Source organism: Rhizobium sp. NRK18 (genome assembly GCF_024385575.1).
Taxonomy (GTDB): domain Bacteria; phylum Pseudomonadota; class Alphaproteobacteria; order Rhizobiales; family Rhizobiaceae; genus JANFMV01.
The window spans coordinates 2,404,365-2,430,942 of sequence record NZ_JANFMV010000001.1 but is presented as its reverse complement, the minus strand read 5'-3'; the positions used below and the strand labels follow the sequence as shown (position 1 = coordinate 2,430,942).

Sequence of the window (26,578 nt, the reverse complement as noted above, 5' to 3'; positions counted from 1 at the left end):
GTCGGGGAAAGACCCGTCTGTTGGCGAGAGCTTGTCTCAAAATTCGATTCGCCAGTTTTCTCCGGCAGAGTTAATATGCTGGCCCAATGCGGTTGGGGGGAGCAGCGGCGATGAACACGTCGATTTCAGAGCATTGGGGCAGTGGCGATGTCTATGGCCGTATCATCGATGCGATGAAGGCCTCTTCAATATCGCCGGAGACGGTGACGATCGAGCAGTTGTCCTCCGTCGACCATCTTCACGCACGCGGCTTTCCAGCCACCGTCGAATTGGCGGATGCATTGCCGATCAAAGCCGGCGACCATCTCGTCGATATTGGCTGTGGCGTTGGCGGCCCGGCGCGTTACATCGCCAAACGGTTCGGATGCAAAGTGAGTGGCATCGACATCACCGGGCCTTTCATTGACGCCGCCAACAGGCTGACCGCGCTCCTCGGCATGCAGGATGCGGTCCATCTCGAGGTCGGGGATGCGCAGGCTTTGCCCTACGGCGACTATCAGTTCGATGGCGGCTATTCGCAGCATGTGACGATGAACATCGCCGATCGCGACCGCTTCTTCTCCGAGGCCTTTCGTGTCCTCAAACCCGGCGCCTTCTTCGCCCTGACAGAGCACGGCCTCGGACCGACCGGGTCGCCGCATTACCCGTGCCCCTGGTCGGACGACGGCAGCGGCGCCTTTCTGATGATCCCGGAAGAGACCTTGCGGCATCTGGGCCAGGCGGGCTTCACCGATTTTCAGCTGGTCGATACCGGCGAGAAATATCTCGCGGGCTACAACAGGGCGATGGAACTTGCCCGGCGCGGAGAGTTGCCGTCCTTCGGTGTCCAGCTCCTGCTGGGCGAGGGGGCACCGGCGAAGATCGCCAACGCCGCCCGCAACATTGCCGAGGGGCGGACGCATCCGATCCAGGTGATCTGCCGCAAGCCCTGATCGGGCGAGTGCGCATGTGCGGCGCCGCCTTGCCGACGGTGGATCGGATCACATTTGTTGGGCTGATCCTCAAACAGGCTCTTCCTTCGCGTCGTTTGTCTTCTATGTAGAGGGCTGACATTCGAGGAGGATATTCATGAAAAAGCGCATTCTGTTCACCGGTGGTTCTGGCAAGGCGGGTCGGCATGTCGTGCCGTGGCTGATCGAGGCGGGCTATGAGGTGCACAATATCGATCTCGTACCGCTGGACTGTCCCGGCGTGACCAACCTGATCGTCGATATCGCCGACTCCGGCCAGGTCTTCAACGCGCTCTCCATGCATCGAGATTTCCCCGATCTCGAATCGGGCAAGGGCGTGCAGCCCTTCGACGCCGTGGTGCATTTCGCCGCCATCCCGCGCATCCTCATCAAGCCCGACAACGAGACGTTTCGGGTCAATGTGATGGGCACTTATAATATCATCGAGGCGGCGGTGAAGCTCGGCGTCCGCAAGGTCATTATCGCCTCCAGCGAGACCACCTACGGCATCTGCTTTGCCGAAGGGGATCGCGAGCCGCACTACCTGCCGCTCGACGAGGAGTATGATGTCGATCCGATGGACAGCTACGGGCTCTCCAAGGTCGTCAACGAGAAGACGGCCCGCGCCTTTTCCGAACGCACCGGCGCCGACATCTATGCGCTGAGGATCGGCAATGTGATCGAGCCGAACGAGTACGACCGCTTCCCGGGCTTCGTCGAGAAGCCGGAGACCCGCATACGCAACGCCTGGTGCTATATCGACGCACGCGACCTCGCCCAGATCGTCGATCTTTGCATCAAGAAGGACGGCCTCGGCTTCCAGGTCTTCAACGCCACGAACGACACCGTGACGGCCGACCTGACGACGCAGCAACTAGCAGCCCGGTTCTTCCCGAACACCCCGTTCAAGCGCGAGATGGGCGCCGATGAGGCCGTCATCTCCAACCGCAAGATCCGCGAAGTCCTGGGCTTCAAGGAGCAGCACAACTGGCGCAAGTATGTCGGCGGCTGATGCAGCCGTGTAACGCTTGACCGTTTTGTCCGCCTCGATCGCGGGAGTGGCAACATCCCGCGATTGATCCTTCGTTAACCATCATGCAACCTTGATGGGTGAACCTGTATGTGGTTCGCCGCGCCGCTCCGTATCGAGCGCCGCCTCTCCTTGCCGATCAAGATGATGTGTCGATGTTTGTCCTTTGCCGGAATAGTCTTGTCCTGTGCGTGATGCTGGCGGCCTTGTCGCCGGCGAGCGCATCCGCCATGGATGGCAGCCGGATCATCTGGTCGGCGACGAAGACGGACGAGAATTCATATAAGTTTCGCACCGGGGTCCGCTGGCCTGCCACGTTTCAGCCCGCGACCGGAGCGGAAATGCAGGTCAAGGCCGATGCGGGCGGCAACATTGAGGCGGTTCCGGTGGCGCTATGGGCCGATATCAAGCTTCGCGACGTTCACAACGTCGTCGAGAATCACGATCTACAGCTGCAGGCCCGCCTTTATGGCGATGACCAGGGCCAGTCGCTCCTGCAGGCGGCATCGCTGCGCTACTATGATTCGGCCAGCTGGGTCGCAACGCCCTACGTTACGCTGACCAGCTCGCGATCCGTTACGGCGCGAATGGGCAGGGCAGGGGACGATTCGGTTGACGCACGGCAATCCTTCGGCGTCAGTCTGCCGGACTGGAGGGTGAAGGCGATCGCCTCGGTCGCCGCCGCTCTCCCCGCGCAGACCTGTAGCGCAAGCCTCAGGATGGAAAGCCGATTGACGACCCACTGGACGTTTACGGCGGCATTGACCGACATCCAGCGCCTGGCGCAACAGACCGACGCCGAGCCGGACATGAGCATGCGGCTTTCCTATAGTCGCCGGTGGTAGTGCCGGGAAATGGCCACTGGCGCCTGACTTGAGGCGCTTCATTCCGGAAGTGTAAGCCGCTTGGCCGGCTCTCACCGGTTGAAAACGGCAAATGCACCCCGCAGATGGTTGACTTTCCCTGACCCTGATATGACACCAAGTTTGAGAGAACAATTGCACAAAACGGATGCCACTGGATGAAACGACTTATTCTGCAGCACTACACCGGCACGCCGGGAGAGCTGGAACTGTTGTCCATGCGGAACATCCAGGACTTTGCCAAGCGGGAAGCAGCGGACTACCTCTTTCTTGAAGGCAACGTGTTCGCAGAGGGGCTTTCCGCTCCCATGCAGAAACTTGCCATGCTGGATGAACGATTCGATGCGTACGATGTCGTGGTCATGCTCGACATGGACATGTTCGTGCGCAAGGGCCTGCAGGAAAGCCTTTTCGATCAGCCCGGCATCGGTGTTTCGGGATATTCCCAGCGCCGCTTGAAATGGCGGCATTTGCGCAAGTTCAGCGGGCTCGTCCATTGGCGTTACCCTTACTGGAATGGCTCTCTGTGGAAGCTGGACCGCTGGCACCGGCAGACCTTCAGGTCGAAGCTCGATCTGGTCGAGCTCTCGAGATACTCCGCCGGCGAGCTGGAGGACGAGGGCGTCATGCACCAGCTGGCACGCCACAACCGTTTCCATGGCGGCATCCTGCCGGGGGGAGAGAAGTGGGCGATGTCGAGCTGGTGGCCCAATCTGGAGGAGGGCGCCATGTATCATATCCGCCCGCGCGTCACCAAGAATGGCCCTGTCCGGCCGAAGCTCGAGAATCTCAGGAAAATTGCGGATATGGGGCTGATCGACATCTGATTGCGGCGGAGGGTGGAGGCCCGGTTCGGTGTTCGTTGTTGTCAGCAAAAAATGTCGAACAAAAAGCGCAAACCTGCTTGTCATCCTCCGACAACTTCAATATGAACCGCCCACGGTCCTGATCGGGTGATGATTGTGTCGCCGGATTTCGATTGTAGGGGTATAGCTCAGTTGGTAGAGCGGCGGTCTCCAAAACCGCAGGTCGGGGGTTCGAGCCCCTCTGCCCCTGCCATTTTATGAAGGTCCTGGCGCGTAAGCGCGACTTGGCCGGCACGATGGCACTTTCGCTAAACGCTCGAAATGCTCTTGTTAATTGAGGGCAGAGTGTTTATGTAGGCAAAAACAGACACGCGGCGCGTGGGGCTGGCAGGGCTGGCTTTACGCGTCGTAAGCGCGTGAGCAGTCAATGGCATCCAAAGCAAATCCATTTACATTTTTGCGTCAGGTCCGGTCCGAGACGCAAAAGGTTACCTGGCCGTCACGCCGCGAGACGATGATCTCCACGGTGATGGTTCTGGTTATGGTGATCCTGGCCGCGCTGTTTTTCTTCGCCTCGGATCAGCTGATCAGCTGGATACTCGGCCTTGTGCTGAATGTTGGTAACTAAGTCGGACGGAGAGGCAGTCATGGCAGCGCGCTGGTATATCGTCCACGCATATTCGAATTTCGAGAAGAAGGTCGCCGAGGATATCGAGAACAAGGCCCGTCAGAAGGGTCTCGATCATCTCTTCGAAAAGATCCTCGTTCCGACCGAAAAGGTCGTCGAGGTGCGCCGCGGCCGCAAGGTCGATTCGGAGCGCAAGTTTTTCCCGGGTTACGTGCTGGTGCGCGCCAACCTGACGGATGAGGCCTATCACCTCATCAAGAATACCCCGAAGGTTACGGGCTTCCTCGGTTCCGACTCCAAGCCGGTTCCGATTCCCGACTATGAGGCCGATCGCATTCTCGGCCAGGTCCAGGAGGGCGTCGAGCGCCCGAAGTCGTCCGTCTCCTTCGAGATCGGCGAGCAGGTGCGCGTCTCCGACGGTCCGTTCGCCTCGTTCAACGGCGTCGTTCAGGATGTCGACGAGGAGCGTTCGCGCCTCAAGGTGGAAGTTTCCATCTTCGGTCGCGCGACCCCGGTCGAACTGGAATACGGTCAGGTCGAGAAGGTCTGATCGCGGCGGGTTCGCTCGTCAATCCGCGTGGAAGGTGAGGGTGCTCTAAGCCGGCACTCATTGATCCGCACCACGCAACCGCAGCCGCCAGGCCATCAACGGGTCTGGCATCGAAGGGTCCGGGAAACCGGCCCGTTTTTGGAAAGGCAGAGAAATGGCTAAGAAAGTTGCAGGCCAGCTCAAGCTGCAGGTCTCGGCAGGTTCGGCAAACCCGTCCCCGCCGATCGGTCCCGCACTTGGTCAGCGTGGCATCAATATCATGGAATTCTGCAAGGCGTTCAACGCCGCCACGCAGGAAATGGAAAAGGGCATGCCGATCCCGGTCGTCATCACCTATTACCAGGACAAGTCGTTCACCTTCATCATGAAGCAGCCGCCGGTCTCCTACTTCCTCAAGAAGGAAGCGAAGATCAAGAGCGGTTCGAAGACCCCGGGCAAGGCATCTGCCGGCTCGATCTCGAAGGACCAGGTTCGCTCGATCGCAGAGGCCAAGATGAAGGACCTCAACGCGGCCGATATCGAAGGCGCAATGGCAATGGTCGAGGGCTCCGCCCGCGCCATGGGCCTGCAGGTTGTGGGCTAATATCATGGCGAAGATTGCAAAGCGTATTCAGAAGACCCGTGAAGGTGTCGATCCGACGAAGCTCTACGGCCTGAGCGATGCCATCGCCATGGTCAAGGAACGTGCCGTTGCCAAGTTCGATGAAACCATCGAAGTTGCGATGAACCTCGGCGTCGACCCGCGCCATGCCGACCAGATGGTCCGCGGCGTTGTCAATCTGCCGAACGGCACCGGCCGTACGGTTCGCGTCGCCGTGTTCGCACGTGGCGCCAAGGCTGACGAAGCCAAGGCAGCCGGCGCAGACGTCGTCGGTGCGGAAGACCTCGTTGAAATCGTCCAGGGCGGCAAGATCGATTTCGATCGCTGCATTGCGACCCCGGACATGATGCCGCTCGTCGGCCGTCTCGGCAAGGTTCTCGGCCCGCGTGGCATGATGCCGAACCCGAAGGTCGGTACCGTGACCATGGACGTCAAGGCCGCTGTCGAAGCCTCCAAGGGCGGCGCAGTCGAGTTCCGCGTCGAAAAGGCCGGTATCATCCAGGCTGGCGTTGGCAAGGCTTCGTTCGATGCCAAGGCACTTGAAGAAAACATCCGCGCTTTCGCTGATGCCGTCATCAAGGCCAAGCCGGCAGGCGCCAAGGGCAACTACGTCAAGCGCGTAGCCCTGTCCTCGACCATGGGTCCGGGCGTCAAGATCGAGGTTGGCACGCTTCTCGCGTCCGCCTGATTGATATTTGCGCGGCTCTGCTTTATAGAGCCGCACTTCAAAAGAATTTCCGGTCCGCTCGCGGGCCGGAATATCCGGGGCAACCCGGAGCTCCTGTCCGAGATTGCAGGTGGTTATACCTTAATCACTTTGCCTGCATGAGACGGGTGAGACCGTACTTCACTGTTGCGGTTCGAACCTAGTGTGCCTTGTGCCTGCCAGCCTGACAGTTGGGAGCGCGAGGGGGCAGGATCCTCAAGCGTCGCTCGGGATCCATTTGAAACGGATCCCTTGAGGCAAAGGCAAACCCGGCAGGCTCTTGAGTATTTGAGGCCTGCCAACTGGAGATAGGCAGTGGAAAAAGCGGAAAAGCGCGAATTCGTTGCGGAACTGAACGAAGTCTTCAAGGCTTCTGGCTCGGTTGTCGTAGCCCACTATGCCGGTATCACGGTTGCGCAGATGAACGACTTCCGTTCGAAGATGCGCGCAGCCGGCGGCACCGTCAAGGTCGCGAAAAACCGTCTGGCCAAAATTGCCCTTCAGGGTACCGAGTCGGAAGAGATGTCCAATCTCTTCACCGGACAGACGCTGATTGCATACAGCGTTGACCCGATCACGGCTCCGAAAGTCGTCATGGATTTCGCCAAGGGCAACGACAAGCTCGTCGTCCTCGGTGGCGCCATGGGTGCAACCTCTCTCGACGCCGAAGGTGTGAAGTCGCTTGCGACCCTGCCTTCGCTGGACGAGCTGCGTGCGAAGCTGGTGGGCATGATCCAGACCCCGGCTACCCGTATCGCAGGCGTTGTACAGGCACCGGCAGCTCAGCTCGCCCGCGTGTTCTCGGCTTACGCCTCGAAGGACGAAGCCGCTTAAGGCGGTTTTTTGCTGTAATCAAACAAACCAGTTCGAACCGAACAAAGGAACTTTAAAATGGCTGATCTCGCAAAGATCGTAGAAGACCTCTCCTCTCTGACCGTTCTCGAAGCGGCTGAGCTGTCCAAGATGCTCGAAGAAAAGTGGGGCGTTTCCGCCGCTGCTCCGGTTGCTGTTGCTGCCGCTGCTGGTGGTGCTGGCGCTGCTGCTGCTGCTGAAGAAGAAAAGACCGAATTTGACGTGATCCTCGCCGACGCCGGCGCCAACAAGATCAACGTCATCAAGGAAGTCCGCGCCATCACCGGCCTGGGCCTCAAGGAAGCCAAGGACCTGGTCGAAGGCGCTCCGAAGGCTGTCAAGGAAGCTGTTTCCAAGGGCGAAGCTGCTGACCTCAAGAAGAAGCTGGAAGACGCCGGCGCTAAGGTCGAAGTCAAGTAATCTTCGGATTGCTTCGGGAAGCGGCCTCGTGCCGCTTCCCGTTTACGCTATTGAATTCCATTACCCAAAAGCCGGGTGAAATCGGCTTTTGGGTAATGGGCTCTTCAAGAGCATAGTAGCGCACTGAAGGGCATGGCAATCCGGCCATGCGGAGTTCAGGAGTGCTACGAGATTGAACTGACCCATGTCGACGGAGCCGCCTGGCCAGCGGTGATCCGTTCGTTGCAGGCCCGGATGCAAAAAGATTGAAGGAGCGACGATGGCTCAGACCCTTTCGTTTAACGGTCGTAGGCGCGTACGCAAGTTTTTTGGTAAGATCCCCGAAGTAGCAGAGATGCCGAACCTCATCGAGGTCCAGAAGGCGTCTTATGATCAGTTCCTCATGGTCGACGAGCCCAAGGGCGGCCGTCCTGACGAGGGACTGCAGTCCGTTTTCAAGTCCGTTTTCCCGATCACCGATTTCTCCGGTGCGTCGATGCTGGAATTCGTGTCCTACGAATTCGAACAGCCGAAGTTCGACGTCGACGAGTGCCGTCAGCGCGACCTGACCTATGCTGCGCCGCTGAAGGTGACGCTGCGCCTCATCGTGTTCGATATTGACGAGGATACCGGCGCCAAGTCGATCAAGGACATCAAGGAACAGTCCGTCTACATGGGCGACATGCCGCTCATGACCAACAACGGCACGTTCATCGTCAACGGCACCGAGCGCGTCATCGTTTCCCAGATGCACCGTTCGCCGGGCGTGTTCTTCGACCACGACAAGGGCAAGAGCCATTCTTCGGGCAAGCTGCTGTTTGCTGCCCGCGTCATTCCGTATCGCGGCTCCTGGCTCGACATCGAGTTCGACGCCAAGGATGTTGTCTACGCGCGTATCGACCGCCGCCGCAAGCTGCCGGTCACCTCGCTGCTGATGGCGCTCGGCATGGACGGCGAAGAAATCCTGTCGACCTTCTACTCGAAGGACATCTTCGAGCGTGACGGCGACGGTTGGCGCGTTCCCTTCCAGCCGGATGCGTTGAAGGGCTCCAAGGCCATTTCCGAGATGATCGACGCCGACACCGGCGAAGTGGTTGTCGAGGCCGGCAAGAAGCTGACCCCGCGTCTCCTGAAGCAGCTGAAGGACAAGGGCCTGAAGGCTCTCAAGGCCACCGACGAGGATCTCTACGGCTCCTACCTCGCCGAAGACGTCGTCGACCTGGAAACGGGTGCGATCTACCTCGAAGCGGGTGACGAAATCGACGAGAAGACCCTCCCGGTCATCCTCGACGCCGGCTTCACCGAAATCCCGGTTCTCGGCATCGACCACATCAATGTCGGCGCCTACATCCGCAACACGCTGGCCGCTGACAAGAACGAGAACCGTCAGGACGCTCTGTTCGACATCTACCGCGTCATGCGTCCGGGTGAGCCGCCGACCATGGAATCGGCCGAGGCCATGTTCCAGTCGCTGTTCTTCGACGCCGAACGTTACGACCTGTCTGCGGTCGGCCGCGTCAAGATGAACATGCGTCTCGACCTCGACGCTCCGGACACCATGCGCGTTCTGCGCAAGGACGACATCCTGGCCGTGGTCAAGATGCTGGTCGACCTGCGCGACGGCAAGGGCGAAATCGACGACATCGACAACCTCGGCAACCGCCGTGTCCGTTCGGTCGGCGAGCTGATGGAAAACCAGTATCGTCTGGGTCTGTTGCGCATGGAGCGTGCGATCAAGGAACGCATGTCGTCGATCGAGATCGACACCGTCATGCCGCAGGACCTGATCAACGCCAAGCCGGCCGCCGCCGCCGTCCGCGAATTCTTCGGCTCCTCGCAGCTGTCGCAGTTCATGGACCAGGTGAACCCGCTTTCGGAAATCACCCACAAGCGCCGTCTCTCGGCACTTGGACCGGGTGGTCTGACCCGCGAGCGCGCCGGCTTCGAAGTCCGCGACGTTCACCCGACCCACTACGGCCGTATCTGCCCGATTGAAACGCCGGAAGGCCCGAACATCGGTCTGATCAACTCGCTGGCCACCTTCGCCCGCGTCAACAAGTACGGCTTCATCGAAAGCCCGTACCGCAAGATTGTTGACGGCAAGGTGACGAGCGACGTGATCTACCTCTCCGCCATGGAAGAGGCCAAGTATTACGTCGCACAGGCCAACGCCGTCCTGAACGAAGACAACTCGTTCTCGGAAGAGTTCGTCGTCTGCCGTCATGCCGGTGACGTTATGCTCGCTCCGCGCGACACCATCAACCTGATGGACGTCTCGCCGAAGCAGCTCGTCTCGGTCGCAGCCGCGCTCATTCCGTTCCTGGAAAACGACGACGCCAACCGCGCTCTCATGGGCTCGAACATGCAGCGTCAGGCCGTTCCGCTTCTGCGCGCCGAAGCGCCGTTCGTCGGCACCGGCATGGAGCCGATCGTTGCCCGCGACTCCGGTGCTGCCATCGGCGCCCGTCGTGGCGGCGTGGTCGACCAGGTCGACGCGACGCGTATCGTTATCCGCGCCACCGAGGACCTCGATCCGTCGAAGTCCGGCGTTGATATCTATCGCCTGCAGAAGTTCCAGCGTTCCAACCAGAACACCTGCGTCAACCAGCGTCCGCTGGTTTCCGTCGGCGACGTTCTGAACAAGGGCGACATCATTGCCGACGGTCCGTCGACGGATCTAGGCGACCTGGCGCTCGGCCGCAACGCGCTCGTCGCGTTCATGCCGTGGAACGGCTACAACTACGAAGACTCGATCCTGATGTCGGAACGCATCGTCGCTGACGACGTGTTCACCTCCATCCACATCGAGGAATTCGAAGTGATGGCCCGCGACACCAAGCTCGGTCCGGAAGAAATCACCCGCGACATTCCGAACGTTTCGGAAGAGGCTCTGAAGAACCTCGACGAAGCCGGCATCGTCTATATCGGCGCCGATGTTCAGCCGGGCGACATTCTGGTCGGCAAGATCACGCCGAAGGGCGAAAGCCCGATGACGCCGGAAGAAAAGCTTTTGCGCGCCATCTTCGGTGAAAAGGCCTCCGACGTTCGCGACACCTCCATGCGCATGCCCCCGGGCACCTTCGGCACCATCGTCGAAGTTCGCGTTTTCAACCGCCACGGCGTTGAAAAGGACGAACGCGCCATGGCGATCGAACGCGAAGAGATCGAACGTCTGGCCAAGGACCGCGACGACGAGCAGGCAATCCTCGACCGTAACGTCTACGGCCGCCTGATTGACATGCTGCGTGGTCAGGTTTCGATCGCCGGTCCGAAGGGCTTCAAGAAGGGCGTCGAGCTTTCCAACGCCGTCGTCTCCGAATATCCCCGCTCGCAGTGGTGGATGTTCGCCGTCGAGGACGAGAAGGTCCAGGGCGAGATCGAAGCCCTGCGCGGCCAGTACGACGAATCCAAGTCGCGCCTTGAACAGCGCTTCATGGACAAGGTCGAAAAGGTCCAGCGTGGCGACGAAATGCCTCCGGGCGTCATGAAGATGGTCAAGGTCTTCGTCGCTGTGAAGCGCAAGATCCAGCCGGGCGACAAGATGGCCGGCCGTCACGGCAACAAGGGCGTGGTTTCGCGCATCCTGCCGATCGAGGACATGCCGTTCCTCGAAGACGGTACGCATGTCGACATCTGCTTGAACCCGCTGGGCGTGCCGTCGCGCATGAACGTCGGCCAGATCCTCGAAACCCACCTTGCCTGGGCTTGCGCCGGCATGGGCAAGAAGATCGGCCAGCTGCTCGACGACTATCGCAAGACGATGGACATCAGCGACCTGAAGAACGAACTGACGACGGTTTACGCCAGCGACGCAAAGGACGAAGTCTCGTCCTTCGACGACGAAGCACTGGTCAAGCTCGCCGAACAGTCCCGGAAGGGCGTTTCGATCGCCACCCCGGTCTTCGACGGTGCGCATGAGCCGGATATCGCCAGCATGCTCGAGCGTGCAGGTCTCAATGCGTCCGGTCAGTCGGTTCTCTACGATGGCCGTACGGGTGAGCCCTTCGACCGCAAGGTGACTGTCGGCTACATGTACATGATCAAGCTGAACCACCTTGTCGACGACAAGATCCACGCCCGTTCGATCGGTCCGTACTCGCTCGTGACCCAACAGCCGCTGGGCGGCAAGGCGCAGTTCGGCGGTCAGCGCTTCGGGGAAATGGAAGTCTGGGCACTGGAAGCGTATGGCGCCGCCTACACGCTGCAGGAAATGCTCACCGTCAAGTCGGACGACGTGGCGGGCCGTACGAAGGTCTACGAGGCCATCGTGCGCGGCGACGACACGTTCGAAGCGGGCATTCCGGAATCGTTCAACGTTCTGGTCAAGGAAATGCGGTCTCTGGGTCTCAGCGTCGAGCTCGAGAACTCCAAGATCGGCGAAGGCCAAGACGGAACCGATCAGCTGCCGGACGCGGCCGAATAATCAAACGTTGGATGTGCGCGGGTTCGCCGGCGCACATCTTCCCCCTTGCCGGTGCTGGTCGCCGGGCGAGGGGAGGCCGCCGCACTCACATGCGGCGTGACGTTGTTTCGAGGCGCCGGACCGGCACCCGGGAAAGCCGGATCCGCCGCGCCAAATAGAGGGCCCAGAGCCCTAGAAGGAGATAGGCATGAACCATGAGGTCATGAATCTTTTCAACCCGCAGGTGCCTGCACAGCACTTCGACCAGATCCGGATCTCGATTGCGAGCCCCGAGAAGATCCTGTCGTGGTCGTACGGTGAGATCAAGAAGCCGGAAACCATCAACTACCGTACGTTCAAGCCGGAACGTGACGGACTCTTCTGCGCGCGCATCTTTGGCCCGATCAAGGACTACGAGTGCCTGTGCGGCAAGTACAAGCGCATGAAGTACAAGGGCATCATCTGCGAAAAGTGCGGCGTCGAAGTCACGCTGTCGCGCGTTCGCCGCGAGCGCATGGGCCACATCGAGCTCGCTGCGCCCGTCGCCCACATCTGGTTCCTGAAGTCCCTGCCGTCGCGCATCTCGACCCTGCTCGACATGACGCTGAAGGATGTCGAGCGCGTTCTCTATTTCGAGAACTACATCGTCACCGAGCCGGGCCTGACGGCGCTGAAGGAAAACCAGCTTCTTTCCGAAGAAGAATACATGCTGGCCGTCGATGAATATGGTGAAGACCAGTTCACGGCGATGATCGGCGCCGAAGCCATCTACGAAATGCTCGCCAGCATGAATCTGGAAAAGATCGCCGGCGAACTGCGTTCGGATCTTGCCGACACGACGTCCGATCTGAAGCAGAAGAAGCTGATGAAGCGTCTGAAGATCGTCGAGAACTTCATCGAGTCCGGCAACCGTCCGGAATGGATGATCATGAAGGTCGTTCCTGTGATCCCGCCGGACCTGCGTCCGCTCGTCCCGCTCGACGGCGGCCGTTTCGCGACGTCCGACCTCAACGATCTGTACCGCCGCGTCATCAACCGTAACAACCGTCTGAAGCGGCTGATCGAACTGCGCGCACCGGGCATCATCATCCGTAACGAAAAGCGCATGCTGCAGGAATCTGTCGATGCGCTGTTCGACAACGGCCGCCGTGGCCGCGTCATCACCGGCGCCAACAAGCGTCCGCTGAAGTCGCTGTCCGACATGCTCAAGGGCAAGCAGGGCCGCTTCCGTCAGAACCTGCTCGGCAAGCGCGTCGACTATTCCGGCCGTTCGGTCATCGTGACCGGTCCGGAACTCAAGCTGCACCAGTGCGGCCTGCCGAAGAAGATGGCGCTCGAACTGTTCAAGCCGTTCATCTACGCCCGCCTCGACGCTAAGGGTTACTCCTCGACCGTCAAGCAGGCCAAGAAGCTGGTTGAAAAGGAACGTCCGGAAGTCTGGGATATCCTCGACGAGGTCATCCGCGAGCATCCGGTTCTCCTGAACCGCGCGCCGACGCTGCACCGCCTGGGCATCCAGGCCTTCGAACCGACCCTGGTCGAAGGCAAGGCCATCCAGCTGCATCCGCTCGTCTGCACCGCCTTCAACGCCGACTTCGACGGCGACCAGATGGCCGTTCACGTGCCGCTGTCGCTCGAAGCCCAGCTTGAAGCCCGCGTGCTGATGATGTCGACGAACAACATCCTGCACCCGGCCAACGGTCAGCCGATCATCGTGCCGTCGCAGGACATGGTTCTCGGCCTCTACTACCTGGCGATCATGAACCAGAACGAGCCGGGCGAAGGCATGGTGTTCTCCGACATGGGCGAACTGCACCATGCTCTGGAAACCAAGGCCGTCACCCTGCACGCCAAGATCCGCGGCCGCTTCAAGACGGTCGACGAGAACGGCAACCCGGTTTCGAAGATCTATGAAACGACCCCGGGCCGCATGATCATCGGCGAACTCCTGCCGCGCAATGTCAACATCCCGTTCGACATCTGCAACCAGGAAATGACCAAGAAGAACATCTCCAAGATGATCGACACGGTCTATCGCCATTGCGGCCAGAAGGACACGGTCATTTTCTGCGACCGGATCATGCAGCTCGGCTTCACGAATGCCTGCAAGGCCGGCATCTCGTTCGGCAAGGACGACATGATCATTCCGGAAACAAAGGCGAAGATCGTCGGTGACACCGAAACCCTGGTCAAGGAATACGAGCAGCAGTACAACGACGGCCTGATCACTCAGGGCGAGAAGTACAACAAGGTCGTTGACGCCTGGGGCAAGGCCACGGAAAAGGTCGCCGAGGACATGATGGCTCGCATTAAGGCCGTGGAGTTCGACGACAACGGTCGCCAGAAGCCGATGAACGCTATCTACATGATGTCGCACTCGGGGGCCCGTGGTTCACCGAACCAGATGCGTCAGCTGGGCGGCATGCGCGGCCTCATGGCCAAGCCGTCGGGCGAAATCATCGAGACGCCGATCATCTCGAACTTCAAGGAAGGCCTGACCGTGAACGAGTACTTCAACTCGACGCACGGTGCCCGTAAGGGTCTGGCCGACACCGCTCTGAAGACCGCGAACTCCGGTTACCTGACCCGTCGTCTCGTCGACGTGGCCCAGGACTGCATCGTCATTCACAACGATTGCGGCACCGACACCGGTCTGACCATGACGGCTATCGTCGACGCCGGTCAGGTCGTGGCTTCGCTCGGAGCGCGTATCCTTGGCCGTACGGCGCTGGACGACATCGACAACCCGGTCACTGGCGAGCGCATCGTCGACGCCGGCAAGATGATCCTCGAAGCCGACGTCGTCGAAATCGAGAAGGCCGGCATCCAGTCCGTCCGCATTCGTTCGGCATTGACCTGCGAAATCCAGACGGGCGTCTGCCAGGTCTGCTACGGTCGCGACCTTGCACGCGGTACGCCGGTCAACATCGGCGAAGCCGTTGGCGTCATCGCCGCTCAGTCGATCGGCGAGCCGGGCACGCAGCTCACCATGCGTACGTTCCACCTTGGTGGTACGGCAACCGTGGTCGACCAGTCGTTCCTGGAAGCCTCGTACGAAGGTACGGTGCAGATCAAGAACCGCAACATGCTGCGCAACTCCGAAGGCAACCTGATTGCCATGGGCCGCAGTATGGCCGTCACGATCCTCGATGAACGCGGCGTTGAGCGTTCCTCGCAGCGTGTGGCCTACGGTTCGAAGATCTTCGTCGACGATGGCGACAAGGTGAAGCGCGGCCAGCGTCTCGCCGAGTGGGACCCCTACACCCGTCCGATGATGACGGAAGTCACGGGTACCGTTCACTTCGAAGACGTTGTCGACGGCATCTCCGCCCTCGAAGCGACCGACGAATCGACCGGCATCACCAAGCGTCAGATCATCGACTGGCGTTCGACCCCGCGCGGGACGGACCTCAAGCCGGCCATGGTCATCAAGGATGCTTCGGGCAACATCATCAAGCTGCCGCGTGGCGGTGAAGCTCGCCTGATGCTCTCGGTGGACGCGATCCTTTCGGTCGAACCCGGCCAGAAGGTTTCCCAGGGCGACGTGCTTGCACGTATCCCGATGGAAAGCGCCAAGACCAAGGACATCACCGGTGGTCTGCCGCGCGTTGCCGAACTGTTCGAAGCACGTCGTCCGAAGGATCACGCCGTCATCGCCGAGATCGACGGTACGGTTCGCTTCGGCCGCGACTACAAGAACAAGCGTCGTATCGTCATCGAGCCGGCGGAAGATGGCGTCGAGCCCGTCGAGTATCTCATCCCGAAGGGCAAGCCCTTCCACCTGCAGGATGGCGACTACATCGAAAAGGGTGACTACATCCTCGACGGCAACCCGGCACCGCACGACATCCTGGCGATCAAGGGCGTGGAGGCTCTGGCTTCCTACCTCGTCAACGAAATCCAGGAAGTCTACCGACTGCAGGGCGTTGTCATCAACGACAAGCACATCGAAGTGATTGTCCGTCAGATGCTCCAGAAGGTCGAGATCACCGACGCCGGCGACAGCCAGTACATCGTCGGCGACAATGTCGATCGTATCGAGCTCGACGACGTCAACGATGCGCTGATCGAAGAAGGCAAAAAGCCGGCTTCGGGCGATCCGGTTCTGCTCGGCATCACCAAGGCTTCGCTGCAGACGCCGTCGTTCTTCTCCGCGGCTTCGTTCCAGGAGACGACGAAGGTTCTCACCGAAGCGGCGATCGCCGGCAAGACCGACACGCTGCAGGGCCTGAAGGAAAACATCATCGTGGGTCGTCTGATCCCGGCAGGTACGGGTCGCACCATGACGCAGATCCGCCGGATCGCAACGTCGCGCGACGATCTGATCCTCGAGGAACGCCGCAAGTCGACCGGCGCGGACACGGCAACGCCGATGCTGCGCGACATGGCCGCAAGCGACGCGACGCCGGCCGGCGAATAAGACGGCCTACAGTCCTGAGAACAAAAAAGCCGCCGGTTTCGACCGGCGGCTTTTTCAATTCTGGAAGAGCAGGGGGACCGGAAGGGCAGGGCGCCGCCAGTCCTCTTTATAAGATGTCAGTCGAAGCGGATGATCGCCACTTCGCCTTCGAGGACGCCCTGATAGGCGGAGGCGTGCGGCTCTTCGTCCGGCATGCCGTCGAGGGTGCCGATCTGGTCGAGGTCGGCTTCGGCGAAACCCTCCTGGGCCAGCGCGTCGAGAGCGGTGCGCACCGCGGTATCGTCGTCGGGTGCGGCCAGCATGATATGGATCTCCATGCCTTCGTCGCCCTTGATGCGATACGCCTTGCCGATGATGATGAAGACGATCGGCTCGTCGGGCGCATTGTCGTTGTCCGGAAATGCAATCATGCTCTGCTCCTTGGCATTCGCCCTTGGGAAGGTCGGCCGACGGTCGATTCTGGCCGGAGATTCGTTCGGGCGGGGAAAAGGGGAATCGCTGCAAAAGCGATTCTTGTCTGGTGGTTTCGAACGGGCTATGGAGGTCACTCTCCCGTCGCTCATTGCCTTATTTAGGGCAAGTTCGGGCCTTAGCCCAACGGAAAATGGCAAGCGCGCGATCAAAATCGCCGAAATACGGTTTCGGGATGGTCGCAAGCGGCTCCAGGCCCTGCGTTTTAAGAATTTCTTGGCGCCCGGTCTTGACGGAGAGGGCTTTACGCAGTAGTACCCGCGCCATCGGTCCCGATGTGAGGCTTGACTGTTCGGCGCGACACGCTCTGGAGTTCGTCTCAAACACGGTTCCTAAAATACGTTGAGACTTCGAAATGCTGTACGCATGACGCGAGAGCTTGCGTCCTCTGCTTTTTCTGGTCCATCCGCAAGCGAGCGGGTCGGGCCATATTTTGCGCATTATGACGTCGATCGTGTTGAGCCGTTATCGGCAGCTTAGATCCGCCCGCAAGGGCATGAGACAGAAGATTTTGTAAGGGATGGTTGTATGCCTACCGTAAACCAGCTGATCCGCAAGCCGCGTCAGGCACAGGTAAAGCGCAATAAAGTGCCTGCTCTGCAGGAAAACCCTCAGAAGCGCGGCGTTTGCACCCGTGTTTACACCACGACCCCGAAGAAGCCGAACTCGGCTCTGCGTAAGGTCGCCAAGATCCGCCTGACCAATGGCTTCGAAGTCATCGGCTACATTCCGGGCGAAGGTCACAACCTGCAGGAACACTCCGTCGTCATGATCCGTGGCGGCCGCGTGAAGGACTTGCCGGGCGTGCGTTACCACATCATCCGCGGCGTTCTCGACACCCAGGGCGTCAAGAACCGCAAGCAGCGCCGTTCGAAGTACGGTGCGAAGCGTCCGAAGTAATTCGGGCTTTATCGTTTTCCAGGCGCTGCGCGAGGTTCTCCGCGTGATGAAGCGTCATAACTGTTGAGAGACAAGAAGTATGTCCCGTCGCCATAGTGCAGAAAAGCGTGAGATCAACCCGGACCCGAAGTTCGGTGACCTCGTCGTTACCAAGTTCATGAATGCCATCATGCTTCATGGCAAGAAGTCAGTTGCTGAATCCATCGTCTACGGCGCGTTCGACGCCGTCGAAGGCAAGATGAAGCAGGAGCCGGTTGCGATCTTCCATCAGGCACTCGACAACGTTGCTCCGCACGTTGAAGTGCGTTCGCGCCGCGTCGGTGGTGCGACCTACCAGGTTCCGGTCGACGTTCGTCCGGAGCGCCGCCAGGCACTCGCGATCCGCTGGTTGATCGCTGCTGCCCGCAAGCGCAACGAGCCCACCATGATCGATCGCCTCTGCGGCGAACTCATGGATGCGGCCAACAACCGTGGTTCTGCAGTGAAGAAGCGCGAAGACACGCACAAGATGGCTGACGCTAACCGCGCATTCTCCCACTATCGCTGGTAATCGGCGGCAATTTTCGAAAGGCAGACCAAAATGGCCCGCGAATATAAAATCGAAGACTACCGCAATTTCGGTATCATGGCGCACATTGACGCCGGCAAGACGACCACGACCGAGCGTATCCTTTACTACACCGGCAAGTCGCACAAGATCGGTGAAGTTCATGACGGCGCTGCCACCATGGACTGGATGGAGCAGGAGCAGGAGCGTGGCATCACGATCACGTCCGCTGCCACCACGACCTTCTGGAAGGGCCGTGACGGCAAGATGCGCCGCTTCAACATCATCGACACCCCCGGCCACGTTGACTTCACCATCGAAGTCGAGCGTTCGCTGCGCGTTCTCGACGGTGCCATCGCACTGCTCGACGCCAACGCCGGCGTTGAGCCGCAGACGGAAACCGTCTGGCGTCAGGCTGAGAAGTACCATGTTCCGCGCATGATCTTCTGCAACAAGATGGACAAGACCGGCGCCGACTTCTACCGCTCGGTCGAGATGATCAAGACCCGTCTCGGCGCGACTGCTGTCGTCATGCAGCTGCCGATCGGCGCTGAGGCCGATTTCAAGGGCGTCGTCGACCTGATCGAAATGAACGCTCTCATCTGGCGCGACGAATCGCTCGGCGCTCAGTGGGACGTCGTTGAGATCCCGGAAGACATGAAGGCCAAGGCTGAAGAATATCGCGAAAAGCTGATCGAGACCGTTGTCGAGATCGACGAAGAAGCGATGGAAGCCTACCTCGAAGGCGAAATGCCCGACAACGACAAGATCCGCGCTCTCGTTCGTCGTGGCACGATCGACGTGAAGTTCCACCCGATGTTCTGCGGCACCGCCTTCAAGAACAAGGGCGTTCAGCCGCTTCTCGACGCCGTCGTCGACTACCTGCCGTCGCCGCTCGACATTCCGGCGATCAAGGGCGTTGACGTCAAGACCGAAGCCGAGATCGAGCGTCACGCTGACGACGAAGAGCCGCTGTCCATGCTCGCGTTCAAGATCATGAACGACCCCTTCGTCGGTTCGCTGACCTTCGCCCGCATCTACTCCGGCAAGCTCGAAAAGGGCTCGTCGGTCATGAACACGGTCAAGGAAAAGCGCGAGCGCGTCGGCCGCATGCTGCAGATGCACTCCAACTCGCGTGAAGACATCGAAGAAGCCTATGCAGGCGACATCGTTGCTCTCGCTGGCCTCAAGGAAACCACCACGGGTGACACGCTCTGCGATCCCCTGAAGCCGGTTATCCTCGAGCGCATGGAGTTCCCCGAGCCGGTCATCCAGATCGCCATCGAGCCGAAGACCAAGGGCGACCAGGAAAAGATGGGCCTCGCGCTCAACCGCCTGGCAGCCGAAGATCCGTCCTTCCGCGTGAAGACGGACCACGAGTCGGGCCAGACGATCATCGCTGGCATGGGCGAACTGCACCTCGACATCATCGTCGATCGCATGCGTCGTGAGTTCAAGGTTGAAGCATCCGTCGGCGCGCCGCAGGTTGCCTACCGCGAAACCATCACCCGCACGCACGAAGAAGACTACACGCACAAGAAGCAGTCGGGTGGTACCGGCCAGTTCGCGCGCGTCAAGATCATCTTCGAACCGAACCCGGATGGCGAAGATTTCGTCTTCGAATCCAAGATCGTCGGTGGTGCTGTTCCGAAGGAATACATCCCGGGCGTTCAGAAGGGTATCGAAAGCGTTCTGTCTTCCGGTCCGCTGGCTGGCTTCCCGATGCTCGGCGTCAAGGCGACGCTCATCGATGGCGCCTTCCACGACGTCGACTCCTCGGTCCTGGCATTCGAAATCGCTTCCCGCGCCTGCTTCCGTGAAGCAGCCAAGAAGGCCGGTGCTCAGCTCCTCGAGCCGATGATGAAGGTTGAAGTTGTCACGCCGGAAGATTACGTCGGTGACGTGATCGGCGACCTGAACTCCCGCCGTGGTCAGATCCAGGGCCAGGAAAGCCGTGGTGTTGCCGTTGTCATCAACGCCAACGTTCCGCTGGCCAACATGTTCAAGTACGTCGACAACCTGCGTTCGATGTCTCAGGGCCGCGCCCAGTACTCGATGGTCTTCGACCACTACGCACCGGTTCCGTCGAACGTCGCGACCGAAATCCAGGCGAAGTATTCCGGCCAGAAGTAATTGGCCGGACTACTGGAAACCAAATTGTAGGACATTCCCCCGTAAGAGGGGCAAATTGGAGAGCCGAAAATGGCAAAGAGCAAGTTTGAGCGCAACAAGCCTCACGTAAACATTGGCACGATTGGTCACGTTGACCACGGCAAGACGTCGCTGACGGCAGCGATCACGAAGTTCTTCGGCGAGTTCAAGGCGTACGACCAGATCGACGCTGCTCCGGAAGAAAAGGCGCGTGGCATCACCATCTCGACGGCACACGTCGAGTACGAGACGGCCAACCGTCACTACGCCCACGTTGACTGCCCCGGCCACGCCGACTACGTCAAGAACATGATCACCGGTGCTGCCCAGATGGACGGCGCGATCCTGGTTTGCTCGGCTGCCGACGGCCCGATGCCGCAGACCCGCGAGCACATCCTGCTCGCCCGTCAGGTTGGCGTTCCGGCAATCGTCGTGTTCTTGAACAAGGTCGACCAGGTCGACGACGAAGAGCTCCTCGAGCTCGTCGAGCTGGAAGTTCGCGAACTTCTGTCGTCCTACGACTTCCCGGGCGACGACATTCCGATCGTCAAGGGTTCGGCTCTGGCCGCTCTCGAAGATTCCGACAAGAAGATCGGCGAAGACGCGATCCGCGCCCTGATGGAAGCTGTCGACAGCTACATCCCGACGCCTGAGCGTCCGATCGACCAGCCGTTCCTGATGCCGATCGAAGACGTGTTTTCGATCTCGGGCCGTGGTACGGTTGTGACCGGCCGCGTCGAGCGCGGTATCGTCAAGGTTGGCGAAGAAATCGAAATCGTTGGCATCAAGCCGACGACGAAGACGACCTGCACGGGCGTTGAAATGTTCCGCAAGCTGCTCGACCAGGGCCAGGCCGGCGACAACATCGGCGCGCTGCTTCGCGGTGTCGACCGTAACGGCGTCGAGCGTGGCCAGATCCTGTGCAAGCCGGGTTCTGTCAAGCCGCACCGCAAGTTCAAGGCCGAAGCCTATATCCTGACGAAGGAAGAAGGCGGCCGTCATACGCCGTTCTTCACGAACTACCGTCCGCAGTTCTACTTCCGCACGACGGACGTGACGGGCATCGTGACGCTTCCGGAAGGCACGGAAATGGTCATGCCTGGCGACAACGTCACCGTTGACGTCGAGCTGATCGTTCCGATCGCGATGGAAGAAAAGCTGCGCTTCGCTATCCGCGAAGGCGGCCGCACCGTCGGCGCCGGCATCGTCGCTTCGATCGTCGAGTAATCGACGGGACAAAGTCTCGGGGCAGGGGCTCACAAGGGTCCCTGTCCTTGTTTGAATAAGAACAAAGATTCAAAACAGCTCTCTTGTTGAGAGCATGTTGAACAAGGACAAAACGTATGAACGGCCAGAATATCCGCATCCGCCTGAAGGCGTTTGATCACCGGATCCTCGATGCCTCCACGCGCGAAATCGTGTCGACTGCCAAGCGCACCGGCGCCTCCGTCCGTGGTCCGGTTCCGCTCCCGACGCGGATTGAAAAGTTCACGGTCAACCGTTCGCCGCACATCGACAAGAAGAGCCGCGAACAGTTCGAGATGCGCACCCACAAGCGTCTTCTCGACATCGTCGACCCGACCCCGCAGACGGTTGACGCGCTGATGAAGCTCGATCTGGCCGCCGGCGTCGACGTCGAGATCAAGCTCTAAGAATTCCGGCGAGAGCCGAAATTACAAGGAAGGTACGTGGCTTCGGCCAACGGCTTCTTAAAACGGGAAACCCGAAGGCGATGAGCCGGAGCGGAATCCTTAAACAAAGTGCCAAGGGACTGGCCGTCAATGCCTTTCCCTACTCGCAAGAGGAATGAACCAATGCGTTCAGGTGTGATTGCACAGAAAGTGGGAATGACCCGGGTCTACAACGACGCCGGCGAACATATCCCGGTAACAGTATTGCGCATGGACAGCTGCCAGGTTGTCGCACAGCGCACCAATGACAAGAACGGCTACACCGCAGTTCAGCTCGGTGCAGGCCATTCGAAGGTCAAGAACACGTCGAAGGCGATGCGCGGCAACTTTGCTGCTGCGAACGTTGAGCCCAAGGCGAAGCTCGTCGAGTTCCGCGTCTCCGAGGACAACCTCATCGACGTCGGCACCGAGCTCACCGCCGCTCACTTTGCCGCTGGCCAGCTGGTGGACGTCACCGGCACTACGATCGGTAAGGGCTTCGCAGGTGCGATGAAGCGCCACAACTTTGGTGGTCTTCGCGCAACCCACGGCGTGTCGGTGTCGCACCGTTCGCATGGTTCGACGGGTAACAACCAGGACCCGGGTAAGGTCTGGAAGGGCAAGCGCATGGCTGGTCACATGGGCCAGACCCGCGTCACCACCCAGAACCTGGAAGTCGTCTCCACCGACGCCGACCGCGGTCTGATCCTGGTCAAGGGCGCCGTTCCCGGCTCCAAGGGTTCCTGGATCATCGTGCGCGACGCCATCAAGTCGGCATCGAAGTAAGGGAGCCATTGATATGGAATTGAACGTCAAGACCCTCGAGGGAAAAGACGCCGGCAAGGTCTCCCTGTCGGATGCTATTTTCGGCCTCGATCCGCGTGAAGACATTCTTGCACGCGTCATCCGCTGGCAGCTCGCCAAGAAGCAGCAGGGCACGCACCAGACCAAGACCCGCGGCGAAGTTTCCCGCACCGGTGCGAAGATGTACAAGCAGAAGGGTACGGGCCGCGCTCGTCACCATTCCGCACGTGCACCGCAGTTCCGCGGCGGCGGTCGTGCACACGGCCCGCAGACCCGCAGCCACGCTCACGATCTTCCCAAGAAGATCCGCGCGCTCGGCCTGCGCCATGCGCTGTCTGCCAAGCTCCAGGCTGAAGACCTGATCATCATCGACGATCTGGTCGCCAAGGAAGCCAAGACGAAGGCCCTGTCGGGCGCTCTGGCATCCCTCGGCCTCGAAAACGCACTGATCATCGGTGGCGCCGAGCTCGACAACAACTTCAAGCTCGCAGCCCAGAACATCCCGAACATCGATGTTCTGCCGGTTCAGGGCATCAACGTTTACGACATCCTGCGCCGTGGCAAGCTCGTGCTCTCCAAGGCCGCTGTCGAAGCTCTGGAGGAGCGGTTCAAATGACTGATCTTCGTCACTACGATGTGATCCGCACGCCGGTCATCACGGAAAAGTCGACCCTGGTATCTGATAACAACCAGGTCGTATTCAACGTCGCCAAGGACGCCAGCAAGCCTGAAATCAAGGCAGCTGTCGAAGCGCTCTTTGGCGTGAAGGTCAAGGCTGTGAACACGCTCGTCCGCAAGGGCAAGACCAAGCGTTTCCGCGGCTTCTCCGGCAAGCAGTCGGACGTCAAGAAGGCAGTCGTCACGCTCGTTGACGGCCAGTCGATCGACGTCTCCACCGGCCTGTGAGGTAAAAGACAATGGCATTGAAAAGCTTCAACCCGATAACCCCGAGCCAGCGCCAGCTGGTCATCGTCGACCGTTCGGGCCTGTACAAGGGCAAGCCGGTCAAGACGCTGACGGAAGGTCTGACCTCCAAGGGCGGCCGCAACAACGCCGGTCGCGTCACTGCCCGCTACAAGGGCGGCGGTCACAAGCGCACCTACCGTATCGTCGACTTCAAGCGTCGCAAGTTTGACGTCGAAGGCACGGTCGAGCGTCTGGAATACGACCCGAACCGCACGGCGTTCATCGCTCTGGTCTCCTACGCCGACGGCGAGCAGGCCTACATCCTGGCCCCGCAGCGTCTGGCTGCTGGCGACAAGGTCATCTCTTCGGAGAAGGGCGCCGACGTGAAGCCCGGCAACACCATGCCGCTTCAGTCGATCCCGGTTGGCTCGATCGTTCACAACGTCGAAATGAAGCCGGGCAAGGGCGGTCAGATCGCCCGTTCGGCCGGCACCTACGTCCAGCTGGTTGGTCGTGACCAGGGCATGGCGATCCTTCGCCTGAACTCGGGCGAGCAGCGTCTCGTTCCCGGCTCTTGCCTTGCAACGATCGGCGCTGTATCGAACCCCGATCACGGCAACATCAACGACGGCAAGGCCGGTCGTACGCGTTGGCGCGGCAAGCGTCCGCACGTTCGCGGCGTCGTCATGAACCCGGTCGACCACCCGCACGGTGGTGGTGAAGGCCGTACTTCCGGTGGTCGTCACCCGGTTTCCCCGTGGGGCAAGCCGACCAAGGGCAAGCGCACGCGTTCGAACAAGTCGACCGACAAGTTCATCATGCGCTCGCGCCACCAGAAGAAGAAGTAAGAGAGGTAGTCTGATATGGCTCGTTCAGTATGGAAAGGTCCGTTCGTTGACGGCTATCTTCTCAAGAAGGCTGAGAAGGTCCGCGATGGCGGTCGTCACGAAGTAATCAAGACGTGGAGCCGTCGCTCCACGATCCTGCCGCAGTTCGTCGGATTGACCTTCGGCGTCTACAACGGCAGCAAGCATGTTCCGGTTTCCGTCTCGGAAGAAATGGTTGGACACAAGTTCGGCGAATTCTCTCCGACCCGTACCTACTACGGTCACGGTGCCGACAAGAAGGCGAAGAGGAAGTAACGATGGGCAAGGCAAAAGCCGAACGCCGGCTGAAGGACAATGAAGCGCAGGCAGTTGCGCGCACGATCCGCGTCAGCCCCCAGAAGCTGAACCTGGTTGCCGCGCTGATCCGCGGCAAGAAGGTCGACCGCGCGCTGGCAGAACTCGAGTTCTCCCGCAAGCGGATCGCAGGCACGGTGAAGAAGACTCTTGAGTCTGCTATCGCCAACGCCGAAAACAACCACGATCTCGACGTGGACGCTCTGATCGTCGCCGAAGCCTATGTCGGCAAGTCGATCACCATGAAGCGCTTCCACGCCCGTGGCCGTGGCCGTGCATCGCGTGTTGAAAAGCCGTTCTCGCACTTGACGATCGTTGTTCGTGAAGTCGAAGAAAAAGGGGAGGCCGCATAATGGGTCAGAAAATCAATCCGATCGGCTTCCGCCTCGGCATCAACCGCACCTGGGATAGCCGCTGGTATGCAGACAATGCCGAATACGGCCAGCTGCTGCACGAAGACCTGAAGATCCGCGCCTACCTGATGAAGGAACTCAAGCAGGCCGGTATCGCCAAGGTCGTCATCGAGCGTCCGCACAAGAAGTGCCGCGTCACGATCCACTCGGCTCGCCCGGGTCTGATCATCGGCAAGAAGGGCGCGGACATCGAGAAGCTTCGCAAGAAGATCTCCGAGATGACCAGCTCCGAAACGCACCTCAACATCGTTGAAGTGCGCAAGCCGGAAACCGATGCCACGCTCGTCGCACAGTCGATCGCTCAGCAGCTCGAGCGCCGCGTAGCATTCCGTCGCGCCATGAAGCGTGCCGTTCAGTCTGCGATGCGTCTTGGCGCCGAAGGCATCAAGATCACCTGCGCCGGCCGTCTCGGCGGCGCGGAAATCGCCCGTACCGAATGGTATCGTGAAGGTCGCGTTCCGCTTCATACGCTGCGCGCCGACATCGACTACGGCACGGCCGAAGCTGAAACCGCCTACGGTATCTGCGGCATCAAGGTCTGGATCTTCAAGGGCGAAATCCTTGAGCACGATCCGATGGCTTCCGAGCGCCGTGCGCTTGAAGGTGATAACCAGGGCGGCAACGCCGGCAATCGCCGCCGCGAAAACGCTTAATTCCGCGTTGCGCGTGGTAGAGATTTGGAGAATAGAAAATGTTGCAGCCAAAGCGTACGAAATACCGTAAGCAGTTCAAGGGCCGCATCCATGGCGTTGCCAAGGGCGGCAGTGATCTGGCTTTCGGCGAGTTCGGCCTGAAGTCCCAGGAGCCCAACCGCGTCAACGCACGCGAGATCGAAGCGGCCCGCCGCGCGATCACGCGTCACATGAAGCGTGCAGGCCGTGTGTGGATCCGGGTGTTCCCCGATGTTCCGGTTACGAAGAAGCCTACCGAAGTCCGCATGGGTAAGGGTAAGGGCTCTGTCGAATACTGGGCAGCCAAGGTCAAGCCCGGCCGTATCATGTTCGAGATCGATGGTGTCAGCGAAGAGATCGCCCGCGAGGCGCTGCGTCTCGGCGCTGCCAAGCTTTCGGTCAAGACGCGCTTCATCCAGCGCATCGCAGAGTAAGGAACGAAAGCCATGAAAGCCGATGATGTTCGCGCTCTGAGCGCCGATCAGCTGAAAGATGAGCTTGCCAAGCTGAAGAAGGAGCAGTTCAATCTGCGCTTCCAGAAGGCGACCGGCCAGCTCGAAAAGTCTTCGCGCATCCAGGAAGTCCGCCGGGATATTGCACGCATTAAAACCATAGCCGCCCAAAAGGCGACTGAAGCCAAGGCCTGAAGGACCGAAT

At 60.1% G+C, this 26,578-nt stretch carries 27 protein-coding genes and 1 tRNA gene; 27 read left to right on the top strand and 1 reads right to left on the bottom strand.

The annotated features are described in order from the left end of the window. Window positions 1-110 precede the first annotated feature (110 nt). The 13 genes from NN662_RS11375 (at window position 111) to rpoC (ending at window position 16,207) form a co-directional block, all read left to right on the top strand. A complete protein-coding gene (locus NN662_RS11375; RefSeq protein ID WP_261930368.1) occupies window positions 111-932 on the top strand; it encodes a class I SAM-dependent methyltransferase in 822 nt (273 codons plus the stop codon). 136 nt (window positions 933-1,068) lie between these two features. Beyond that, window positions 1,069-1,962, top strand: coding sequence for an NAD-dependent epimerase/dehydratase family protein (locus NN662_RS11370; RefSeq protein ID WP_261930367.1), 894 nt, complete (start codon window positions 1,069-1,071; stop codon window positions 1,960-1,962). A 173-nt stretch (window positions 1,963-2,135) separates the two neighbouring features. Continuing rightward, window positions 2,136-2,825, top strand: a complete 690-nt coding sequence (locus NN662_RS11365; protein ID WP_261930366.1) for a hypothetical protein — start codon at window positions 2,136-2,138, stop codon at window positions 2,823-2,825. A gap of 176 nt (window positions 2,826-3,001) precedes the next feature. Beyond that, window positions 3,002-3,670 (top strand): hypothetical protein, encoded by a 669-nt coding sequence (locus NN662_RS11360; RefSeq protein WP_261930365.1) that lies wholly within the window; start codon window positions 3,002-3,004, stop codon window positions 3,668-3,670. Between the two features lie 156 nt (window positions 3,671-3,826). After that, window positions 3,827-3,902, top strand: a tRNA-Trp gene (locus NN662_RS11355). A 174-nt stretch (window positions 3,903-4,076) separates the two neighbouring features. Next, window positions 4,077-4,277: a preprotein translocase subunit SecE gene (gene secE, locus NN662_RS11350; protein WP_261930364.1), complete on the top strand. Its 201-nt coding sequence runs from the start codon at window positions 4,077-4,079 to the stop codon at window positions 4,275-4,277. Window positions 4,278-4,296: 19 nt separating this feature from the next. Continuing rightward, window positions 4,297-4,827 (top strand): transcription termination/antitermination protein NusG, encoded by a 531-nt coding sequence (gene nusG / locus NN662_RS11345; protein ID WP_261930363.1) that lies wholly within the window; start codon window positions 4,297-4,299, stop codon window positions 4,825-4,827. 154 nt (window positions 4,828-4,981) lie between these two features. Further along, window positions 4,982-5,410 carry a 50S ribosomal protein L11 gene (gene rplK / locus NN662_RS11340; protein ID WP_261930362.1) on the top strand — a complete coding sequence of 143 codons (429 nt, stop codon included), beginning with the start codon at window positions 4,982-4,984 and terminating at the stop codon, window positions 5,408-5,410. A 4-nt stretch (window positions 5,411-5,414) separates the two neighbouring features. Further along, complete coding sequence (rplA, locus tag NN662_RS11335; protein ID WP_261930361.1) at window positions 5,415-6,116, top strand: 50S ribosomal protein L1; 702 nt, start codon at window positions 5,415-5,417, stop codon at window positions 6,114-6,116. Window positions 6,117-6,449: 333 nt separating this feature from the next. Continuing rightward, entirely contained in the window at window positions 6,450-6,968 is a 519-nt protein-coding gene (rplJ, locus tag NN662_RS11330) for a 50S ribosomal protein L10 (RefSeq protein WP_261930360.1), read from the top strand. A 57-nt stretch (window positions 6,969-7,025) separates the two neighbouring features. Beyond that, window positions 7,026-7,406, top strand: coding sequence for a 50S ribosomal protein L7/L12 (gene rplL, locus NN662_RS11325; RefSeq protein WP_261930359.1), 381 nt, complete (start codon window positions 7,026-7,028; stop codon window positions 7,404-7,406). 259 nt (window positions 7,407-7,665) lie between these two features. Continuing rightward, window positions 7,666-11,808, top strand: coding sequence for a DNA-directed RNA polymerase subunit beta (rpoB, locus tag NN662_RS11320; RefSeq protein WP_261930358.1), 4,143 nt, complete (start codon window positions 7,666-7,668; stop codon window positions 11,806-11,808). Between the two features lie 187 nt (window positions 11,809-11,995). Continuing rightward, the gene (rpoC, locus tag NN662_RS11315; protein WP_261930357.1) at window positions 11,996-16,207 is read left to right on the top strand and encodes a DNA-directed RNA polymerase subunit beta'; all 4,212 of its coding nucleotides are present in this window, start codon (window positions 11,996-11,998) and stop codon (window positions 16,205-16,207) included. Window positions 16,208-16,323: 116 nt separating this feature from the next. Here rpoC and NN662_RS11310 read toward each other — a convergent pair whose 3' ends face one another. Further along, the gene (locus NN662_RS11310) at window positions 16,324-16,617 is read right to left on the bottom strand and encodes a transcriptional regulator (RefSeq protein ID WP_261930356.1); all 294 of its coding nucleotides are present in this window, start codon (window positions 16,615-16,617) and stop codon (window positions 16,324-16,326) included. 589 nt (window positions 16,618-17,206) lie between these two features. Here NN662_RS11310 and rpsL point away from each other — a divergent pair. The 14 genes from rpsL to rpmC all read left to right on the top strand — a co-directional run bounded on the left by rpsL (window position 17,207) and on the right by rpmC (window position 26,568). Beyond that, window positions 17,207-17,578, top strand: a complete 372-nt coding sequence (gene rpsL, locus NN662_RS11305; protein WP_003507760.1) for a 30S ribosomal protein S12 — start codon at window positions 17,207-17,209, stop codon at window positions 17,576-17,578. Between the two features lie 79 nt (window positions 17,579-17,657). Continuing rightward, complete coding sequence (rpsG, locus tag NN662_RS11300; protein ID WP_261930355.1) at window positions 17,658-18,128, top strand: 30S ribosomal protein S7; 471 nt, start codon at window positions 17,658-17,660, stop codon at window positions 18,126-18,128. A 30-nt stretch (window positions 18,129-18,158) separates the two neighbouring features. Further along, on the top strand, window positions 18,159-20,258 hold the full coding sequence (gene fusA / locus NN662_RS11295; protein WP_261930354.1) for an elongation factor G: 2,100 nt from the start codon (window positions 18,159-18,161) through the stop codon (window positions 20,256-20,258). A gap of 69 nt (window positions 20,259-20,327) precedes the next feature. Further along, on the top strand, window positions 20,328-21,503 hold the full coding sequence (tuf, locus tag NN662_RS11290; protein WP_261930353.1) for an elongation factor Tu: 1,176 nt from the start codon (window positions 20,328-20,330) through the stop codon (window positions 21,501-21,503). 116 nt (window positions 21,504-21,619) lie between these two features. Continuing rightward, a complete protein-coding gene (rpsJ, locus tag NN662_RS11285) occupies window positions 21,620-21,928 on the top strand; it encodes a 30S ribosomal protein S10 (RefSeq protein ID WP_003547547.1) in 309 nt (102 codons plus the stop codon). Window positions 21,929-22,090: 162 nt separating this feature from the next. Beyond that, window positions 22,091-22,732 carry a 50S ribosomal protein L3 gene (rplC, locus tag NN662_RS11280; RefSeq protein WP_261930352.1) on the top strand — a complete coding sequence of 214 codons (642 nt, stop codon included), beginning with the start codon at window positions 22,091-22,093 and terminating at the stop codon, window positions 22,730-22,732. 13 nt (window positions 22,733-22,745) lie between these two features. Then, complete coding sequence (gene rplD, locus NN662_RS11275) at window positions 22,746-23,366, top strand: 50S ribosomal protein L4 (protein WP_261930351.1); 621 nt, start codon at window positions 22,746-22,748, stop codon at window positions 23,364-23,366. Next, entirely contained in the window at window positions 23,363-23,656 is a 294-nt protein-coding gene (locus NN662_RS11270) for a 50S ribosomal protein L23 (RefSeq protein ID WP_261930350.1), read from the top strand. The genes rplD and NN662_RS11270 overlap by 4 nt, the downstream gene beginning before the upstream one ends. A gap of 11 nt (window positions 23,657-23,667) precedes the next feature. Further along, window positions 23,668-24,504: a 50S ribosomal protein L2 gene (gene rplB, locus NN662_RS11265; RefSeq protein ID WP_261930349.1), complete on the top strand. Its 837-nt coding sequence runs from the start codon at window positions 23,668-23,670 to the stop codon at window positions 24,502-24,504. Window positions 24,505-24,519: 15 nt separating this feature from the next. Continuing rightward, window positions 24,520-24,798, top strand: coding sequence for a 30S ribosomal protein S19 (gene rpsS, locus NN662_RS11260; RefSeq protein ID WP_261930348.1), 279 nt, complete (start codon window positions 24,520-24,522; stop codon window positions 24,796-24,798). A 2-nt stretch (window positions 24,799-24,800) separates the two neighbouring features. Further along, a complete protein-coding gene (gene rplV, locus NN662_RS11255) occupies window positions 24,801-25,190 on the top strand; it encodes a 50S ribosomal protein L22 (protein ID WP_261930347.1) in 390 nt (129 codons plus the stop codon). Continuing rightward, the gene (rpsC, locus tag NN662_RS11250) at window positions 25,190-25,903 is read left to right on the top strand and encodes a 30S ribosomal protein S3 (protein WP_261930346.1); all 714 of its coding nucleotides are present in this window, start codon (window positions 25,190-25,192) and stop codon (window positions 25,901-25,903) included. Before rplV ends, rpsC begins: the two co-directional genes overlap by 1 nt. Window positions 25,904-25,941: 38 nt before the next feature. Beyond that, on the top strand, window positions 25,942-26,355 hold the full coding sequence (gene rplP, locus NN662_RS11245) for a 50S ribosomal protein L16 (RefSeq protein ID WP_261930345.1): 414 nt from the start codon (window positions 25,942-25,944) through the stop codon (window positions 26,353-26,355). A 12-nt stretch (window positions 26,356-26,367) separates the two neighbouring features. Further along, window positions 26,368-26,568 carry a 50S ribosomal protein L29 gene (rpmC, locus tag NN662_RS11240; protein WP_261930344.1) on the top strand — a complete coding sequence of 67 codons (201 nt, stop codon included), beginning with the start codon at window positions 26,368-26,370 and terminating at the stop codon, window positions 26,566-26,568. Window positions 26,569-26,578: the final 10 nt, after the last annotated feature.